Origin of the sequence: Nonomuraea fuscirosea, from assembly GCF_003001935.1 — a bacterium.
In the GTDB taxonomy this organism is placed as follows: Bacteria; Actinomycetota; Actinomycetes; order Streptosporangiales; family Streptosporangiaceae; genus Nonomuraea; species Nonomuraea fuscirosea.
Genome location: NZ_PVNG01000036.1, coordinates 1 through 16,640 on the forward strand (window position 1 = coordinate 1; position 16,640 = coordinate 16,640).

Consider the following 16,640-nt stretch of genomic DNA (forward strand, 5'->3'; position numbering starts at 1 on the left):
AGGTGCCAGCGGCTCCGCCCATGACAAAAAGCCCAGGCAGAGGCACGCTTCGGTAACGCGTGAGGGAAGCCCTCTGCTGGACTTCTGCGATCAAGGATGCCCCCTCTCCGGGGCTTTACTCACCGTTTGCTGGTCACAAAACCGTTACGACTGCCTCTTGAACAGATTGTTCACAACGAAAAGTTGACAACGACTTGTGCCGCGCCGCATGGTTGAACGCATGACCTCCTCCACTGATCCCTTCATGGCGCCGCAGCCCGAGCAGGCGCGGGCCCATCGGGTCTACGCGTCCCTGCACCGCATCTCCGAGCGGCACGCCGCCACCGACGAACAGCGCGCCAGGCAGGCGCACCCCTCGATGCTGGGCGCCCATGAGGCCGTCAGGCTGGTGTCGTTCCTGCTCAGCGGGGCCGCCCAGGCGCAGGAGGGCGAGCCGGAGGTGGATCACGCCGACATCACCGCGGCGCTGAGCCTCGTTCCGCTGATGCGCGGGGAGATGGACGCGCTGGAGGCCGGGCTCCTGGAGATGGCCAGGGGACGGGGCATGACCTGGCAGGACATCGCCTTCGGCCTCGGCCTGCGGACCGCGCAGGCGGCCAGGCAGCGGCACGAGAGACTGGCCGGCCGTACGACGGCCGATGAGGACGTGCCGGGCTCGGACTGACGGCCACGCCCGAGCGGCGCGGTGCCGGCCGGGGTGGCCGGGCGGCACCGCGCCAGGGTCGTCAGCCGGCGGCGGCCGAGTTGCCCAGCGCCACCGGGGCGGGGCGTTCGCAGGTGCTCTCGACGTCCACCGAGCGCCCGGACTTGGCCGAGGCGAGCAGCGATTCCATGATGTCGAGCACATGGATGCCGAGCGTTCCGCCCGCCCTGGGCTCGCGGCCGAAGGCGAAGTCGATCAGGCCGACGCCGCGCCCCGCCTCCTCGTACCCGGCCGACACCGGCAGGGGGGCCGCGTCCTTCTCCCCCAGCCGGGTCAGCAGCACGGTGCCGTCGAAGTGGTTGGGGTCGGGGACCACGAGCGAGCCCAGTTCCCCGTGCACCTCGATGTTGGGCGCCTTGGTCGCCACCGCGTCGAAGCTCATGACCAGCGTGGACAGCGCGCCCGACTCGTGCACGAGCACGCCCGTGACGTGGGTGTCCACCAGGACCGGGATCTCCTCGCCCTGGCGCGGGCCCTTGCCGATCGTGCGCTTGGCCCGCGTACGGCCGGCCGCCCCGATGACCGTGGCCACCGGGCCGAGCAGCGTCACCAGGCTGGAGATGTAGTACGGGCCCATGTCGAGGAGCGGCCCGCCGCCCGGCACGTAATAGAAGTCGGGGTTGGGATGCCAGCGCTCGTGGCCGGGCGTCAGCATCGTCGCCGTCGCCGCGACCGGCCGGCCGATCAGCCCGTCGTCGATCGCCACGCGGGCCGTCTGCGTGCCGGTGCCGAGCACCGTGTCGGGCGCGCACCCGACCCGTACCCCGGCTTCGGCGGCTGCCTCCAGCACGCGTCGCGCGTCCGCGCCGGTCGCGGCGAGGGGCTTCTCGCAGTAGACGTGCTTGCCCGCGGCGATGGCCTGGAGCGCGATCTCGGCGTGGGCGGCCGGGATGGTGAGGTTGAGCACGGTGTCGATCCGCGCGTCCGCCATCAGGTCCGGCACGCTCAGCACCTCGACGCCCGCGTACGGCCGCACCGCCTCCCGCGCCCGGTCGAGATCCAGGTCGGCCACCGCCACCAGGTTCACCTGCGGCAGCCGGTCGATGGTCTGGAGGTACTGGGCCGAGATGGCCCCGCAGCCCACGATGCCGAGGTTCACCGGCTGGCCCACAGCATGCCCCTTTCGATGATCGTGCGCACGCTGTCGTTCTCCAGGACGTCGACGCTGTGCCCGGGAGTGGCGACGAAGATCTTCCCGTTGCCCCAGCGCCGGGTCCAGATAGCCGGCGAGGTCACCTCGCGGTGCCAGGGGTCCCACGGGCGGACCTTCTGCGTGGTGGTGGCCAGCACGTCGATGTAGGCGTCGCTCAGCACCCAGTACTGCTCGGTGACGAGGTCGAAGTCGGCGATCCCCCGGGTGATGGGGTGGTCGGCCGCCTCGGGGAGCATGTTGACGGTGTAGGGGACGAAGTTGTGCCGTTCCGTGCCCGCGTCCTCGTCGTCCGGGTGCTTGCCGGGGTGGCAGGCGAACTGCCCGCCGATGAGGTGCAGGTAGTCGGAGGAGTTGCGGTAGGAGTCGGCGATCCCGCCGTGCCAGCCCGCCATCCCGGTGCCCGCCTCGATCGCGGCCCGCAGGCCCTTGAGCTCGGCCGGCTCGATCTTGCCCATGGTGTAGCACTGGACGATGAGGTCGACTCCGGCCATGTACGCGGGGTCCGCGTAGGGCGCCGGGCTGTCCGACAGCCGTACCTCGAAACCGTTCTTCTCAAGGAAGGGTACGAAGAGGTCGGTGGCCGCCACCGGGGCGTGCCCTTCCCAGCCGCCCCGCACCACGAGGACCGTGCGCGTGTTCTCGCCCGCCATGCAATCGCCAATCGCTCGATGAACCATAAATCGGCCGTGTGCCGCCAAAGACATAGAAGCGGCACACTTCGCCAATTGTGTCTGAGTCCGGCGGAAAACTCCCGTTGATATTGCCGCCGATGACGCCGGGATTGTCGGGATTCCGGCGTCATCGCACAACGCGCTGGTCAGCGAGGTGATCGGGCGAGGTGGTGGACCACGCCCAGGTCGTGCGAGATGAACAGCAGCGCCGTGCCGTCCTCGGTCTGGAGGTCGGCGAGCAGGTCGAGCACCTGCGCCTGGATCGAGACGTCGAGCGCGGAGACGGGCTCGTCGCACATGAGCACGTCGGGGCGCGGGGCCGGGGTGCGGGCGCGCCGCTCGTCCCGCCCGCCGGTTCGCAGCGGCTCGGCGATCAGGCGGCCGGTGGTGTGGCGGGGGGTCGAAGCAGTCGACGGGGTTCTGCGAGATGAGCTGGATTCCGGGACGGAACGGGCGGCGCCGGCGTTCCGGCAGGGCGCTCCACGGCTGTCGGTGCAGGGTGACGCCGCCCTCGTCCGGGGTCAGCAGGCCGAGGGCCAGCCGGGCCAGCGTGGTCTTGCCCGAGCCGGATTCGCCGACGACGCCCAGGGTCTCGCCGCGGTGCAGGGTGAAGGACACGTCGACGACGCAGCGGGAACCGTACGAACGGAACAGCCCGGTCGCCGCGAGCACCGGCGCGGGGCCCGGCGTCTGAACGGTGGATTCCGGCCTGGGAGTGACGCGGGCCTCCTCCGTGGCGCGGCTCCCACCGGTGCGGGGAAGTGGGCGGCCAGGTGGATCGGCTTGCGGCTCATCGCGGCCGCTTCATGGGTCGGGTCACGCTTGGCTCCGGGGTGCTCAGTCTTCTGGATGCGGGAGGAACCGGCCGAAGCGGCCCTGGTGGTAGAGGAGGGGGCGGCCAGGGCTGTGCGTGGTCACCTCGGCGACCAGCCCGACCACCAGGATGTGGTCGCCGACCTCGGCCGTCTCGTACGGCAGGCAGATCAGGTGCGCGGAGACGTCCTGGAGCAGCGGCGCGCCGAGCGGCCCCGCCCGCCAGCGGGTGGGCGGCGCGAACCTGTCGATGCCCTTGCGCGCGAACCGGGCGGCCACCTCGGCCTGGTCGCTGGCCAGGATGTTGACCGCGAAGTGGTCGGCGGTGCGCAGCCAGGGCCAGGTGGAGGAGGACTGGTCGACGTAGAAGGAGACCAGCGGCGGTTCCAGGCTGACCGAGGAGAAGGAGGTGGCGGTCAGCCCGACGGGGACGCCGTCGTTCTGGGCGGTGATGATCACGACGCCGCTGGCGTGCACGGCCAGCGCCTTCCTGAAGTGCTCGGCTTCGACGGCGCGGTCGGGCAGGGTGTCCGTCATGCCCGGCCCCTCCTCTCGGATGCGTGGCGGGCGGCCATGAACCTGGTTGAGATCACGGAGTTGTTCCTCACGAAGAAGGGCGCGCTCAAGCGGCACGGCGCGAGCATGGGCGAGCGCGGGCGAGCGCGGGCGGAAGGGTTCGTCAGCGGAGCGTGGACGGCGTCGGCCACGCCGGAGCACGAGGGTGAAGGGCGGGCGGGGGCCGCGCCGCCGGCTACTGGTCCGTGATCAACGACACTGGGCGCTGGCGACGTGGCAGCAGTCCACGTGCGGGCGTCCGGTCAGGAGGAATCCCTGGCTCATGGCAACGACGCTAAGCCGCGATCCCGGATAAGTCAATATTTCCTACTGGTTATGAGGGAAATTGGCGAGGGAGCCCGGCGTAGACCTTCATCGCGTTGCCCGCGAGCACGGCCGCGGCCACCTCGTCCGGCAGCAGCCCGGCCACCGCGCGGGCGTTGGCGGCGGTGCCGGGAACGCCCGGCCAGTCGGTGCCGAAGATGCACTTCCCGGCCAGCCGGGCCAGGTCGAAGCGGGCGTAGTACTCCGGCAGCCGCTTGGGCGGCAGGCCGGACAGCTCCAGCCAGACCGTCTCGTTCGACAGGGCCAGGAAGGCGGCCGCGTCGTACCACCAGCCGCGCCCGCCATGTGCGAGCACCACGTCGAGCCCGGGGAAGTCGCGCACGACCGGGATGAGGAAGGCCGGGTCGGCGTTCTCGTTGGCCGAGCCGGGGAAGGTGCTGGTGCCGCAGTGGACCACCAGCGGCACGCCCTGCTCCTCCAGCACCTGGTAGGCGGGGTAGAGCGCCGCGTCGTCACAGCGGAAACCGCCGTGGACGGGGTGCAGCTTCAGCGCGGCGGCGCCGAGGGCGAGCTGCCTGCGCACCTCGGCGGCGAGGGGGAAGTGCAGGTGCGGATTGACGTTGGCGACCGGGCGGAACCGGGACGGATTGTGCTCGACGATCGGCAGCAGGTCCTCGAACGCCTGCGTGCCGGTGGCCTTCGGGCTGTATTCGCACAGCAGCAGCGCCACGTCCACGCCCTGCGCGGCGAACACCTCGTCCAGGCGGGCGGGACGGGGACGGCCCCCGGCGTCCCAGACGTCCTCGATCAGCCCCTCGGGGCCGAAGTCGCGGGCCCAGCGCAGCCAGGCGGGCTTGAGGGTGCCGAGCACCGGCACATGGACGTGGGCGTCGATGAGCGGCGTGCCGTCGAGCATGCCCCGTACATTACGCTCTACACAGCCATAATGGTTCGGCGGTGGTTTGTAGCACGTGAACGGCGAGAAGAGAGCCGGCATGATCCAGGGCGAGACACACGTCCAGACAAAGGCCAGGGGGTCGACGGGAGCGCGTTCGCTGCTGCTGACCGTGCTCGGCGAGTTCGTCCTGCCGCGCGGCGGCGAGGTCTGGACCGGCACCCTGGTCACCGCGCTGGGCGCGCTCGGCGTCGAGGAGAAGTCCGCCCGCCAGGCCCTCTCGCGCACGGCCGCCGAGGGTCTGCTCGGCTCCGCCCGGCACGGCCGCAGGGTGCGCTGGAGCCTGTCCCCGGCCGGCGACCGGCTGCTGCGCGAGGGCACCGAGCGCATCTACGGCTTCATGCGCGGGCCGCACGACTGGGACGGCCGCTGGCTCGTGCTCACCGCGGGGGTGCCGGAGTCGCAGCGGCGGCTGCGCCACCGCCTGCGCACCCGGCTCACCTGGCTCGGGCTCGGCTCCCCCGCTCCCGGCCTGTGGGTGATCCCCGACGCCTCGAAGGAGGCCGCGGTCCGCGAAGTGGTGCATGAGCTCGACCTCGGCGACCGCGTCTTCGCCTGGACGGGCCCGTCGGCCGGGATCGGCGACCCCGCCAGGCTGATCACGGCCGCGTGGGACCTCGACGACGTGGAGAAACGCTACCTGGCCTTCATCGAGCGCTTCGCGGGCCTCACCGCGGCCACCGGCCGGGAGGCGTTCGTCCACCAGGTGCGGATCGTCCAGGAATGGCGGGGCTTCCCGTTCCTCGACCCCGACCTGCCCGCCGAGCTGCTGGAGCACGACTGGCCGGGGCCGCGGGCCGCGGCCGTCTTCCACGACCTGCGCAACCGCTGGCACCGCAGGGCCCAGGCCGAGTGGGACGTCATGGACGGCGAGGCCGGCACCCGCCCGTGACGCCCATCGACACTCTACGGACTCTCGACGCCGGACCATCCGCCTGTCGCCGATCCCCTGGCTTTCCGCTCAGTTCTTGATGCCGGTGAGCGTGACCCCCTCGATGAAGTAGCGCTGCAGGAAGAAGAACAGGGCGATGATGGGCGCGATCACGGCGGCGGAGGCGGCCATCAGGTATCCCCACTGGGTGAGGTACGTGCTCTGGAAGGAGGCCAGGCCGAGGGAGAGCGTGTACTTCTCCTCGTCGTTGAGGTAGAGCAGCGGGCCGAGGAAGTCGTTCCAGGTCCCGATGAAGGTGAAGATCGTCACCACCACGATCGCGGGCTTCGACAGCGGCATGACGATCGTCCAGAAGACCCGCCACGGCGAGGCCCCGTCGATGTAGGCGGCCTCGTCCAGCTCGAACGGGATCGTCAGGAAGAACTGCCGCAGCAGGAACACGTTGAACACCCCGCCGCCCGCGCCGGCGAACCAGCTCGGCACCGTCAGCGGGACGAACGTGTCGAGCGCGCCCAGCTCCTGCCACATCACGAAGGTCGGGATGAGCGTCACCGCGTACGGCAGCATGACCCCGCTCAGCAGCACCGCGAACGCCACGTTCCGGCCCCGCCAGCGCAGCCGGGAGAAGCTGAACGCGGCCACCGAGCAGGTCAGCACCGTGCCGAGCACGCTGATCACCGCGATGACCACCGTGTTGACGAAGTACAGCCAGAACGGCTGCGCCGTGAGCGCCTCGGTGAAGTTGTCCCACTGGAACGGCGACGGGATCCACTCCGGCGGCGCGACGAACATCTGCGCGTCCTGCATGAGCGCGCTGCGCACCAGCCAGACGAACGGCAGCAGCGTCGGCACGGCCCCGGCCACGAGCGCCACGTACAACAGCGCCTTGCCGTACCTGCGCGGCCGGCGCGGGCCCGCGACCGGGGCGACCCGCGCGGCGCGCGGCGGCGTTTCCAGCGCGGTCATCGGGCCCCCGCCATCTCGTAGTAGACCCAGCGGCGGGCGTTCCTGAACAGCAGGAACGTGATCACCACGATGATCATGAACAGGACCCAGGCGAGCGCGCTGGCGTAGCCCATCTCGCTCTCCTTGAACGCCATCCGGAACAGGTAGTAGACGTAGAACAGCGTGGCGTTGTTGGGGCCGCCCTCGGTCATCACGTACGCCTGGTTGAACACCTGGAAGGTGCCGACCACGCCCACCACGAGGTTGTAGAAGATGGTGGGCGTCATCATCGGCAGCGTCACGTGCCAGAAGCGCCGCCAGGGGCCGCCGCCGTCGATCGAGACCGCCTCGTACAGGTGCCGCGGCACCCCTTGCAGGCCGGCCAGGAAGATGACCATGGTGTTGCCGAAGCCCCAGGTGCTCATCACGATCAGCGACGGGATCGCCATCGCCTCGTCGTAGATCCACTGCCCGGCCGGCAGCCCGGCCTGGCGCAGCAGCGAGTTGAGCAGCCCGAAGTCCGGGTTGAAGATCCAGATCCAGAGGACCACGTTGGCGATGGCGGGCACGAGTGTGGGCAGGTAGAAGATGGTCCGCCAGATCGGCAGGCCGCGTACCTTCTGGTTGAGCAGCATGGCGACGGCGAACGAGACGATCAGGACGAGCGGGACCGCGCCGAGCGTGTAGTACGTGGTCGCGCTCAGCGACGTCCAGAACAGCTCGTCGTCCACCAGCTCGGTGTAGTTGCCGAGCCCGATGAACGACGGCGAGCCGCCCACCTGCCAGTCGGTCAGGCTGAACACGAGCGAGGCCACCATCGGGCCCGCCGTGAAGATCACGAAGCCGAGGATCGCCGGGAGCGCCATGAGCAGCCCCCAGCGCCGCTCCATGCGGCGCTGCCCGGACAGGCGCCGGTCCGGCGGGCGCGGGTCCGGCTGGCGCGGGTCCGAAGGGCTTCGGCCGGTGGGGCTCCGGTCCTGGGTGCCCGGCATGTCACGGCTCCTGCACGTGCTGCCAGCCCTGCAGCATGCCGGTGATCTTCGGGCTGACCTCCTTGAGCACCTCCGCCGCGGGCCGCTTGCCCGACTCGAGCTCCTGCAGCGCGGGGGTGAGCACGTCGCTGGAGATGGCGGACAGGTTCTTGACCCGGTTGCGCAGGTCGGGCACGCCGTGGTCGCGGGCGTAGTCGACGACGGCCGTGCGGAACTCCGGCGGGTGGCCGTCGTTCTTGGTCCAGGAGTCTACGGCGGCCTGGTCCTCGTAGTACTTCTTCTCCTGCGGCATCCACAGGCCCTGCTGGTAGAGGTCCACGTACCGCGGGTCGATGTGGAAGGCGAACAGCTCGACGGCCTCCTCCACGTGCTTGGTCGTGCTGAACACCGAGGAGGCGCCGGCGACCTGGGAGGTGGTGAACGGCTCGGCGTACTTCGGCAGCACGCCGATGCCGTAGTCGACCTTGCTCTCGTTCATGTCGAGCAGGCTCCAGTGGCCGTCCACCACCATCGCCACCCGCTTGGTCTTGAGCAGGATGTTCGTGCCCGGCACGTCGTCGCCGGTGGCCGCCAGCTGGCCCGGTCCGGGGGCGACACGGTGCTTGTGGATGAGGTCCTGGAGGTTCTGGAACACCTGGATCGCCTCGGGGGTGTCCAGCAGGCACTTCTTGCCGGCCTCGTCGGCGAAGTCGGCGCCGTTGCTGCGCAGGAAGCCGTACCAGGCGGCGGCGTAGGTGAGGCTGATGGAGATGCCGAACTGCCTGACCTGCTTGGGGTCGAAGCCGGACTCGTCCGGGTGCTTGCCGTTCTGGTCCACGGTGAGCTTGTAGGCGTTCTCCACTAACTGGTCCCACGACCAGGCCGAGGAGGCCACGGCGGGCGGCGTGGCGGCGCCGGCCGCGGCGATGGCCGACTTGCTGTACCACAGCAGCTCGATCTCGTTGGCGGTGGCCACGCCGTGCAGCTTGTCCTGGCCGTACCAGAGGTAGGCGTCCGGCAGGTAGCCGGCCAGCTGCGGATACTTCTGCAGGTACGGGAACAGGTTGACCAGGTTGCCCTGTTCGGCCAGGCGGAACGACATCGACATCGGCACGTACCCGAGGTCCGGGGTGTTGCCGCCGGCGACCAGGCTGTTGAGCTTGACGTCGTACTCGTCGGGGGTGAAGACCGGCTTCACCTTGATGTCCTGGTTCTTCTGCTCGAAGGACTTGAGCATCTTCTCGACGGCGGCCTTCTCGAACGTCGAGCCCCAGTACATGAACTGCAGCTGCGTCGACCCGGCCGCGCCCGACCCTCCGCCCGAGCCGCAGGCGCTCACGCCCGCCGCTCCCAGGGCGGCCAGGCCGCCCATCCTGAACAGGTCTCTTCTCTTCATCGTGCGTGTCCTTACGCGAGGGGGGTCCAGACCCGCATGACGCCGCCGTCGCGGTTGTCCCACTGGTAGTAGGGAACGGCCACGGCGGTGGTGGGGGCCGGGAGGCTTGCCGGGGGTGCGGTGCCGTACGGGAGGCCGTCCGGCGGGGCGGGAGGCAGGCGGACGGCGTCCGCCTCGATGAGCACGGTCCTGCCGACGCCGGGCAGGTCGCGCTCGACGGCGCGCAGCCCGGAGTCCGGGGTCAGCGCCAGGTCTTCCAGATCGCCGTCCTGGTCGATCTGCTCGAAGCAGTAGACGAGCGGGCCGCGCTCGATCGCGGCGCAGCCGCGCAGCGCGTCGATCCTGCGGTGCGGCAGCACGAGCCTGGGCGTCATGTCCAGGTCGAGGGTGAAGGTGTCGCCGGCCCGCCAGTCGCGGCGGATCTCGGCGTAGCCGTCGGCGTTGGGGGTGAGCTCGCCGGAGGCGCTCCAGGCGGGGACGCGCAGCTTGAGCGTCCACTCCCCGCCCGGCGTGTCGCGGACGGTGAACCGGATCCGGCCGTCCCAGGGGTAGTCGGTCTCGACGGCGAGGGTGATGCCGCCGGCCCGGATGGTGCCGGGCACGTACTGGTGCACCGACAGGCCGTCGTCGTCGGTGGTGGCGACGTAGTGGCCGAGTGAGGCGACCAGGCGCATGATGTTCGGCGGGCAGCAGGCGCAGGCGAACCACTCCCTGCGCCGGCCCAGGTAGGCGTCCTCGAACAGGTCGGCGCGGCGCTGCAGCGGGTTGACGTAGAAGAAGCGGACGCCGTCGGCGGAGGTGGAGGCGGCGAAGGCGTTGTAGAGGGTGCGCTCGATGAGGTCGGCGTAGCGGCCGTGGCCGGTGGCCAGCAGCAGCCGCCAGTTCCAGTGGATGCTCGCGATGGCGGCGCAGCTCTCGTTGTAGGCGCGGTCCGGCGGCAGCTCGTAGCGCTCGCCGAACGCCTCTCCGTCGTGGCGCGAGCCGTGGCCGCCGGTGATGGCGGTCTTGGTGGCGACCAGGTCCTCCCAGCGCCGCACCGAGCAGGCCAGCAGCGTCTCGTCGCCGGTCTCGACGGCCACGTCCACCACCCCGGCCTCCAGGTAGAGCTGGCGCACGGCGTGCCCGACGGCGGTGTCCGCCTCGCGTACGGGCAGGTGGTCCTGGGCGTAGAGCGGCCCGAGCCCGGTCTCGGCGATCAGGCCCCGGCCGCGGTTGTCGATCAGCTTGCGGGCCAGCTCCAGGTAGGAGCCCTCCCCGGTGAGCCGGTACAGCTCGACCAGCGCCGTCTCGACCTCGGCGTGCCCGTCGATGGCGTCGTCGCCGTCCACCAGGAAGCGCTGGACCAGCAGGTCGGCGAAGCGGCGGGCGACCGCCGGCAGCTCGTCGCCGAGCCCGGCCCGCGCCGCGGCCACCGCGGCCTGGATGAGGTGGCCGGCGCAGTACATCTCGTGGCTGTACTCCAGCTCGGTCCAGATCTTGTCCGGCTTGACCATCTGGTAGTGCGAGTTCAGGTAGCCGTCGGGGCGCTGGGCGCGGGCGAGCAGCGCGGCCGTCTCCGCGACGAAGGCGCGGTAGCCGTCGTCCGGCAGCCGGCCGTGCTCCCACGCGACCGCTTCGAGCTGCTTGTACAGGTCGGAGTCCTGGAAGCGGAAGCCCTGGAAGGAACCCTCGCTCTCCCCTGCGGCCAGCCGCAGATTGGGCAGGGCTCCCGACTTCTCCATCTGCTCCAGGCCGAGCGGGATGCCGGCCTCCCTGTTGATCCGCTGCCAGCGCCCGAACGGGCCTCCTTCGATCTCGACGTCGTCGATGCCCAGCGGTCGCTGAACGCCGGTGGACGGTGCCAGCGGGCCGCGGACGCGGTCCGTGCGGTCAGACATCGCGCTCCCTGTGCCTGGGAAGAGGTTTTCTCGCCGAAATGTAGGATGTGATACAGCACTAGTCAATAGTCCCAGCATGTGCGGCGTATCTTCGTCGGCAAACGATTGCCTTCTCTTGCCCCCGCCGGAGGCTCTCCGGCGAGCTTCGTATCAGCCGAAAACCTTTTCTCGATCGAGCGTGTCGCCGTTTCCGCAACACAGCAGCGCGGCCTTGACAGACGACTTCTCCTGGGTTTTGCTTCCGAAAACCTTTTAGTTTTTCGCTTTCCGCAGCGCACAGACGGGTCTCCCATGAGACGAATGGCCGCCGTGGCCGTGTTACTCGCGTCCTTCCTCGTCGCCGGCACCCCGCCGCCCGCCCACGCCGCTCCCGCCGCCCAGGTGGCCGACCTGTTCGGCCGGACGGTCAACTCCTACGGCGTCAGGCTGGTGGAGTGGCAGGGCTACCTGGCCAACCCGTACGTCGAGCTCACCGTCAGGCCGCCGGCCGACGTGCGCTTCCCCGTCACGATCGACCTCAAGGCCGAGGGCACCTCGCGGCTGATGATGGACCTGCCCAGCCGGCTCACCGCCACCGGCGCGACCGAGACGCTGACGTTCGCGAACGCCGCCGAGTCCAAGGTCTTCCGGCTGGCCATCCACTCCAAGCGCGGTCCCGGCGCCGACGAGCGGCGCACGCTGCGGCAGTCGCGGGCCCGCTGCACCGCTCGACCGCGATGATCCTGGAGTACAACGAGGCGAACAAGCAGCTGTTCACCTCCCTGGCCGACGAGGACTGGTACAAGACCGACATCCAGGGTTCGGTGCTCGATGTGCACGGTCTCGTCATGCACGAGTACGGCCACGCGGTCGCCTTCCACAGCGACTGGGCCGGGACGCGCTCCTACGTGGCCTCCGGCGGCACCGACCCCGACGTGGTGGCGTATCAGGGCCGCGCCGTGCCGCTCGACGGCAGCTACCACATCCCCGGCGACCAGTCCTCCTGGGACCGGCTCAGCGGGCAGAGCGGCGGCCGGACCCACCTGTTCCCCACCCGCAGGTGGATGCTGACCAAGCTGGGCCCTGCTGGTGGCGGAGAACGCGGGCTGGAAGCTCAACCGGAACCTCACCCCGTTCCTGGAGCCGTCGATCACCACCACCTCGCTCCCCCAGGCCACGCCCGGCTCCGCCTACCGGCAGACGCTGGCCGCCAGGGGCGGCGTCCCCTTCTACGACTGGCAGGTCACCGGCGGCTCGCTGCGGGGCTCGCCCTCGACCGCTTCACCGGCGCGATCACCGGCACACACCCCGTCGGCCTCCCACACCTCCGCCTGGGAGAGTGTGGCGGCGTTGAACGACGGCATCGACCCGCCGTCGTCGAACGGCACGGTCAACCGCCGCTGGGGCACCTGGCCGCAGACGGGCACCCAGTGGGCCGAGCTGACCTGGCCGTCGGCGCGGACGCTGCGCTCGGCCGAGGCGTACTTCTTCGACGACGGCCAGGGCGTGCGGCTGCCCGCCTCGTGGAAGCTGCAGTACTGGGACGGCAGCGCGTACGCCGACGTGCCCGGGACTCACCCGGTCGCGATCGACCGCTACAACCGGGTGACCTTCGAGGCGGTGAACACCGCCAGGCTCAGGGTGGTGCTTCGGAGCGGCGCGGCTTCGGTCGGGCTGCTGGAGGTGAAGGCGTACGCCTGAGGGGTTCCGAGGACGTCTTGAGCCTGCCTGAGGACGCCTTCAAGCGCCTGGGCGGCCGGGTCAGGCGCCTGCGGGAGCCAGGCCCGCGCCGCCGAGCAGGTCCAGCTCGATCGTCTCGGCCGACTTCACCAGCCGGAACGCCTCGGCCGCCTCCGAGCTCCCTCTGACCTGCGCGAGCGCGGCGTCGAGGTCGGCCTGGCTGCGCCACAGCTCGGTCACCCAGACGGTGTCGGGCGCGTCGGCCTGCCGGTTGACCAGGTACAGCTCGCAGCCGGCCTCGTCCTCCAGCCGGGCGGCGGCGCTCAGGAGGAGGTCGGCGAGCTCCTGGCCCCGGCCGTCCTGGGCGATGAACTTCCCGTAACGGGCTTGTCGAGTCACGACGCCGAGCCTACCGGTGCCGATCAGTCCCCCGTGAACAGGGAGGACGGCAGCGGGATGGCGGGGAACGGGTTGTCGGGGAGCAGGACGACCCGGCGCGGCTGGTCCGCCCGGCCGGCCGCGTCGAGGTGCAGCAGGGCCGTGCCGATGCCGGCCGCGCCGACCATGTAGCCGGTGTCGGCCGTCACCTCGCCGGGCCGCAGCCGCCGGTACGCCTGGTACCAGCGGTAGCCCTGCCCGTTGTGGTCGGTGGCCCGGCCGATCAGGTCGGCGGCGAGCGTGCGGGCGTATTCGAGGTGGCGCGCCTCGCCGGTCGCCGCCCACAGCCCGGTGAACAGCTCGATCACGCCGGCCGTGCCGCAACACTGGCAGGCGACGTTCCAGTAGCCCTCGGTACGGTGGTGCGGCACGCCGCTGCTCACGATGCCGTGCGCCAGCCGTCCGGCCCACTCCAGGTCGCCGGGGTCGCCGGCCACCCGGTACAGCTCGTAGAACATCCTGGCCACGCCCGCCGAGCCGGAGCAGAACCCGAGGTAGTGCAGGTCGCGGGCCTGCGGCACGTGGTGCGGGACGACCGCGCAGGCGCCGGTCACGTGGCTGACCTCGCGCACGAAGGCGGCGCCGCCGCGGGCGGCGTGCAGGAAACGGTCCTCGCCCGTGACGCCGTACAGGCGGGCGAGCAGGAACGCGGTGCCGGACGTGCCGGCCAGGAAGCCCGGGGTGACGGCGTCGACCGGCAGGTCGGCGCAGTCGCCGAAACGGTGGCCAGGAACGGGCAGCCGGGCGATGCGCCGCCCGGCCTCGACCGCCGCCTCCTCGTACGCGGGCACGCCGAGGCGGGTGGCGGCGCGGAGGAGCCCGAGGATGATGCCGCCCTCGCCGCGCTGCGCCGGGTCGCGCGACCACCGCACCCCGTCGCCCGAGCTCTGCTCCACGCCCCGGCGGACGATCAGGTCGGCGATGGCCGCAGCCTCCGCCTCGAACCCGGCCTCGCCGAGCGTCCAGCCGGCCTCCATGAGGGCGATCATGACGCCGGTCAGGCCGTGGTAGAGGGTCAGGTCCTCCTGCTCGCGCCAGGTGGCGGCGAGCCGGCGGGCGCCGGCCCTGGCATCCTCCAGGTACGCCTCGTGCCCGGTGGCGGTGGCCAGTTCGAGGAAGAACAGCACGATGCCGGCCGCGCCCGAGTAGAGGGACCAGGGTTCGGAGGTGACCGCCGAGGCACCGCGCGCGTCGGGGTTGGCCAGCCAGCGCCGGCCGTGCTCGTCGTCGATCGCGGCCGACCTGATCCACCGGCCGGCCATGATGGCGGCGGTCAACGGGGAATCGGCGCGGGCGCTCGACGCGCGCATCTCCTCGAGGCTCATGCCCTTATTTTCCCATAGGTTGAGTAGGAATACTGGGAATTCCGGGATTTCGTCTCTTCACCCGGCGGCTTCGGCGGACCGTACCAGTATGGCGGCATCCCACCGCTCCGCCGATCCCGCCGCCGCCATCGTCTCGTCACCGTGACCCGTCCCGATCGGCCGCGTCGTTGCCGGTCACGTCACGAGCGGCCGCGTCATGATTGGTCGTGTCGTGAGCGGTCGCGTCACGACTGGTGGCGTCGTGGTCGGCCGGGTCGTGGTCGTCGTCGATCACGCCGAGGGCCCGCAGCAGGACGGTTCTGAGCTCGGCGTGGCTCGCGCCGCCGTCGAACCGCTGCTCGGTCGCGATCCTGCCGTCCTCCAGGACGAGCACGCGGTCGGCCAGCGCGATGGCCTCGTCCACGTCGTGGGTGACCAGGAGCACGGAGGGGCGGTGCTGCTCGTACAGGCGGCGCAGCGGGGCGTGCATCTTGAGCCTGGTCAGCGCGTCGAGTGCGCCGAAGGGCTCGTCGGCCAGGAGCAGGCGGGGCTCGCGTACCAGGGAGCGGGTCAGCGCGACGCGCTGCTGCTCACCGCCCGGCAGCTCGTTCGGCCAGGCCCGCTCGCGGCCGGCCAGGGCGCGCAGCAGGGTGCTCTTGCCGCAGCCGCTGCGGCCGAGCGGCGCGACGAACTCGCCGGGCTCCGGCTCATGCGCGTTGGCCGGAACAATCGCCGCTCGGTCCGCGCGCACGCGGCCGGAGAAGCCGGAATCCGTCCGCGTGCGGACCGGCCCGAGATGCCGTCCGTCAGTCCGCGTGCAGGCGGTGGAGGTCGGCGAGGCTCTGGCGGTAGAAGGCGAGGTCGCTCTCCAGCTTGGCCCGGGTGAAGCGGCCGGGGGCGGCGTCACGCGCCGAGCGGCCCATCTCCGTCCAGAAGGACTCCAGATCCGGCCCGTCGGCGCCCGCGTCGCCCTCGGGGACGAACTTGAGCGCCTCCGCGACGGCGTCGGCGGCGAAGGACCAGTCGGCGGCGACGGCGTCGAGCCCCTCCGGGTCGGACGGATCCTCGGCGAGCAGGAGGCCGCCTTCCAGGGCCCGGCTCGCGTACGTGGCCGAGACCAGCACCCACTGGCCGGGGTCGAGCAGCGCGCTCAGCCCCGTGCCGAACGTCGCCTCCGACTGCCTGGCCGCCTCCTCCGCCTCGTAGGGGACGAGCACCTCGACGCCGCCGGCGCGCACCAGCCAGCCCTCGTCCCCGTCGGCGACCGCCGCCTGCTCGGAACCGCCCGGCGCCACCAGGTCGAGATAGACGTACGCCTCCACGAGACTCCGCGCGGGACCCGGCCCGTCAGCACGGCGGTCCAGACCGCCTGTCAGGCGGTGGTCCGAGCCGTGGTCCGGACCTTGCTCCGAGCTGTGGCCGGAGGCTTGGCGGCGGGCGTCGGGTCCAGGGCGCTCGGGGTCGCGGTCAGGCATGCCGGGCCGCCAGGTCACGGTAGGAGTCGCGGACGATCAGCAGCCGGTCGAGCCGGAACCTGCCGGGCTCGGCCGCACGCACCTCCCGCCCGCGCGGCGACCAGAATCCATCGTCGGGCACCGCCTCCGCGCCGGGCGGGATGAACTTGACGACCTCCGCCACCGCCGCGGCCGCCACCGACAGCGTGCGCCTGGCCTCGGCCTCGTCGTCCACCGGCACGTTGCCCGCGGTCAGATCGGCCACCCACATCCACTCCCCCGCGTCCAGCAGCTGCGAGCGCTCCTGACCTCCGAAGGTCGGATAGCCCGCCGGCATCACGGGACGCTCAGGCAGCCCGAACACGAACTCCCTGCCCCTGCCGCACTCCCCGCAGACGCCGCTGTAGCGGTTGGCCGGCCCGCCTTCGGCGCCGACCAGACCGCTCTCCCAGGTCGTGTCCACCGAACCGCAGGCGCATGGGTGCAGGTCGAGGTAGAGGTGGGCCTCATCCCTCGTCCGCGCTACCGCGAAGGTCATCTCCGTCCTCTCCTCAAGGGTGTAGCCGGGG

General features: G+C 71.2%; 18 protein-coding genes and 2 pseudogenes. 5 read left to right on the top strand and 15 right to left on the bottom strand.

Translation table 11 applies throughout. The annotated features are described in order from the left end of the window. Positions 1–220 precede the first annotated feature (220 nt). Positions 221–664, top strand: coding sequence for a DNA-binding protein (locus B0I32_RS51725; RefSeq protein WP_219912459.1), 444 nt, complete (start codon positions 221–223; stop codon positions 662–664). Between the two features lie 61 nt (positions 665–725). On the opposite strand, the gene B0I32_RS51730 is transcribed toward B0I32_RS51725, so the two are convergent. The 5 genes and pseudogenes from B0I32_RS51730 to B0I32_RS51745 form a co-directional block, all read right to left on the bottom strand. Beyond that, entirely contained in the window at positions 726–1,814 is a 1,089-nt protein-coding gene (locus B0I32_RS51730; protein WP_106252432.1) for a Gfo/Idh/MocA family protein, read from the bottom strand. Then, entirely contained in the window at positions 1,799–2,506 is a 708-nt protein-coding gene (locus B0I32_RS51735; RefSeq protein ID WP_106252433.1) for a ThuA domain-containing protein, read from the bottom strand. The genes B0I32_RS51730 and B0I32_RS51735 overlap by 16 nt, the downstream gene beginning before the upstream one ends. A gap of 167 nt (positions 2,507–2,673) precedes the next feature. Continuing rightward, on the bottom strand, positions 2,674–2,826 hold the full coding sequence (locus B0I32_RS60645; protein WP_245956673.1) for a hypothetical protein: 153 nt from the start codon (positions 2,824–2,826) through the stop codon (positions 2,674–2,676). A 175-nt stretch (positions 2,827–3,001) separates the two neighbouring features. Further along, a pseudogene (locus tag B0I32_RS60650) lies at positions 3,002–3,199 on the bottom strand (ATP-binding cassette domain-containing protein); the annotation flags it as partial. Positions 3,200–3,364: 165 nt separating this feature from the next. Next, complete coding sequence (locus tag B0I32_RS51745) at positions 3,365–3,877, bottom strand: flavin reductase family protein (RefSeq protein WP_106252435.1); 513 nt, start codon at positions 3,875–3,877, stop codon at positions 3,365–3,367. A gap of 36 nt (positions 3,878–3,913) precedes the next feature. Between B0I32_RS51745 and B0I32_RS51750 the strand changes: the two genes are divergently transcribed. After that, a complete protein-coding gene (locus tag B0I32_RS51750; RefSeq protein WP_106252437.1) occupies positions 3,914–4,105 on the top strand; it encodes a hypothetical protein in 192 nt (63 codons plus the stop codon). A gap of 124 nt (positions 4,106–4,229) precedes the next feature. On the opposite strand, the gene B0I32_RS51755 is transcribed toward B0I32_RS51750, so the two are convergent. Further along, positions 4,230–5,096 (bottom strand): amidohydrolase family protein, encoded by an 867-nt coding sequence (locus tag B0I32_RS51755; protein ID WP_106252439.1) that lies wholly within the window; start codon positions 5,094–5,096, stop codon positions 4,230–4,232. 55 nt (positions 5,097–5,151) lie between these two features. On the opposite strand from B0I32_RS51755, the gene B0I32_RS51760 reads away from it, so the two are divergent. Further along, positions 5,152–6,027, top strand: coding sequence for a PaaX family transcriptional regulator (locus tag B0I32_RS51760; protein ID WP_219912460.1), 876 nt, complete (start codon positions 5,152–5,154; stop codon positions 6,025–6,027). Between the two features lie 69 nt (positions 6,028–6,096). Here B0I32_RS51760 and B0I32_RS51765 read toward each other — a convergent pair whose 3' ends face one another. Genes B0I32_RS51765 through B0I32_RS51780 form a run of 4 tightly spaced genes read right to left on the bottom strand, consistent with a single transcriptional unit; the run spans position 6,097 to position 11,216 of the window. Next, entirely contained in the window at positions 6,097–6,993 is an 897-nt protein-coding gene (locus B0I32_RS51765) for a carbohydrate ABC transporter permease (protein ID WP_106252442.1), read from the bottom strand. Beyond that, entirely contained in the window at positions 6,990–7,964 is a 975-nt protein-coding gene (locus tag B0I32_RS51770) for a carbohydrate ABC transporter permease (RefSeq protein ID WP_106252443.1), read from the bottom strand. The genes B0I32_RS51765 and B0I32_RS51770 overlap by 4 nt, the downstream gene beginning before the upstream one ends. Position 7,965: 1 nt before the next feature. Beyond that, complete coding sequence (locus B0I32_RS51775) at positions 7,966–9,339, bottom strand: extracellular solute-binding protein (protein WP_106252445.1); 1,374 nt, start codon at positions 9,337–9,339, stop codon at positions 7,966–7,968. Between the two features lie 11 nt (positions 9,340–9,350). Then, positions 9,351–11,216, bottom strand: coding sequence for a glycoside hydrolase family 127 protein (locus B0I32_RS51780; RefSeq protein ID WP_106252446.1), 1,866 nt, complete (start codon positions 11,214–11,216; stop codon positions 9,351–9,353). A gap of 291 nt (positions 11,217–11,507) precedes the next feature. On the opposite strand from B0I32_RS51780, the gene B0I32_RS59285 reads away from it, so the two are divergent. Continuing rightward, on the top strand, positions 11,508–11,936 hold the full coding sequence (locus B0I32_RS59285; RefSeq protein ID WP_146178630.1) for a hypothetical protein: 429 nt from the start codon (positions 11,508–11,510) through the stop codon (positions 11,934–11,936). 348 nt (positions 11,937–12,284) lie between these two features. Continuing rightward, the gene (locus B0I32_RS59290; protein ID WP_219912461.1) at positions 12,285–12,896 is read left to right on the top strand and encodes a hypothetical protein; all 612 of its coding nucleotides are present in this window, start codon (positions 12,285–12,287) and stop codon (positions 12,894–12,896) included. Positions 12,897–12,956: 60 nt separating this feature from the next. Here B0I32_RS59290 and B0I32_RS51795 read toward each other — a convergent pair whose 3' ends face one another. The 5 genes and pseudogenes from B0I32_RS51795 to B0I32_RS51815 all read right to left on the bottom strand — a co-directional run bounded on the left by B0I32_RS51795 (position 12,957) and on the right by B0I32_RS51815 (position 16,609). Next, positions 12,957–13,274, bottom strand: a complete 318-nt coding sequence (locus B0I32_RS51795; RefSeq protein WP_106252449.1) for a putative quinol monooxygenase — start codon at positions 13,272–13,274, stop codon at positions 12,957–12,959. Positions 13,275–13,297: 23 nt separating this feature from the next. Next, on the bottom strand, positions 13,298–14,638 hold the full coding sequence (locus B0I32_RS51800) for a lanthionine synthetase LanC family protein (protein ID WP_106252450.1): 1,341 nt from the start codon (positions 14,636–14,638) through the stop codon (positions 13,298–13,300). A gap of 271 nt (positions 14,639–14,909) precedes the next feature. Beyond that, positions 14,910–15,368 (bottom strand): annotated as a pseudogene (locus B0I32_RS51805) (ATP-binding cassette domain-containing protein); the annotation flags it as partial. 55 nt (positions 15,369–15,423) lie between these two features. Next, positions 15,424–15,939 (bottom strand): hypothetical protein, encoded by a 516-nt coding sequence (locus B0I32_RS51810; protein ID WP_106252453.1) that lies wholly within the window; start codon positions 15,937–15,939, stop codon positions 15,424–15,426. A 145-nt stretch (positions 15,940–16,084) separates the two neighbouring features. Continuing rightward, a complete protein-coding gene (locus B0I32_RS51815) occupies positions 16,085–16,609 on the bottom strand; it encodes a hypothetical protein (RefSeq protein WP_106252455.1) in 525 nt (174 codons plus the stop codon). Between the last annotated feature and the right edge of the window lie 31 nt (positions 16,610–16,640).

What these genes read in the sequence shown, in the direction of transcription:
- B0I32_RS51725 (WP_219912459.1), top strand. Translation starts at nt 221, where the DNA reads ATGACCTCCTCCACTGATCCCTTCATGGCGCCGCAGCCCGAGCAGGCG.
- B0I32_RS51735 (WP_106252433.1), bottom strand. Translation starts at nt 2,506, where the DNA reads ATGGCGGGCGAGAACACGCGCACGGTCCTCGTGGTGCGGGGCGGCTGG.
- B0I32_RS60645 (WP_245956673.1), bottom strand. Translation starts at nt 2,826, where the DNA reads ATGTGCGACGAGCCCGTCTCCGCGCTCGACGTCTCGATCCAGGCGCAG.
- B0I32_RS51745 (WP_106252435.1), bottom strand. Translation starts at nt 3,877, where the DNA reads ATGACGGACACCCTGCCCGACCGCGCCGTCGAAGCCGAGCACTTCAGG.
- B0I32_RS51750 (WP_106252437.1), top strand. Translation starts at nt 3,914, where the DNA reads ATGAACCTGGTTGAGATCACGGAGTTGTTCCTCACGAAGAAGGGCGCG.
- B0I32_RS51755 (WP_106252439.1), bottom strand. Translation starts at nt 5,096, where the DNA reads ATGCTCGACGGCACGCCGCTCATCGACGCCCACGTCCATGTGCCGGTG.
- B0I32_RS51765 (WP_106252442.1), bottom strand. Translation starts at nt 6,993, where the DNA reads ATGACCGCGCTGGAAACGCCGCCGCGCGCCGCGCGGGTCGCCCCGGTC.
- B0I32_RS51770 (WP_106252443.1), bottom strand. Translation starts at nt 7,964, where the DNA reads ATGCCGGGCACCCAGGACCGGAGCCCCACCGGCCGAAGCCCTTCGGAC.
- B0I32_RS51775 (WP_106252445.1), bottom strand. Translation starts at nt 9,339, where the DNA reads ATGAAGAGAAGAGACCTGTTCAGGATGGGCGGCCTGGCCGCCCTGGGA.
- B0I32_RS51780 (WP_106252446.1), bottom strand. Translation starts at nt 11,216, where the DNA reads ATGTCTGACCGCACGGACCGCGTCCGCGGCCCGCTGGCACCGTCCACC.
- B0I32_RS59285 (WP_146178630.1), top strand. Translation starts at nt 11,508, where the DNA reads ATGAGACGAATGGCCGCCGTGGCCGTGTTACTCGCGTCCTTCCTCGTC.
- B0I32_RS51800 (WP_106252450.1), bottom strand. Translation starts at nt 14,638, where the DNA reads ATGAGCCTCGAGGAGATGCGCGCGTCGAGCGCCCGCGCCGATTCCCCG.
- B0I32_RS51815 (WP_106252455.1), bottom strand. Translation starts at nt 16,609, where the DNA reads ATGACCTTCGCGGTAGCGCGGACGAGGGATGAGGCCCACCTCTACCTC.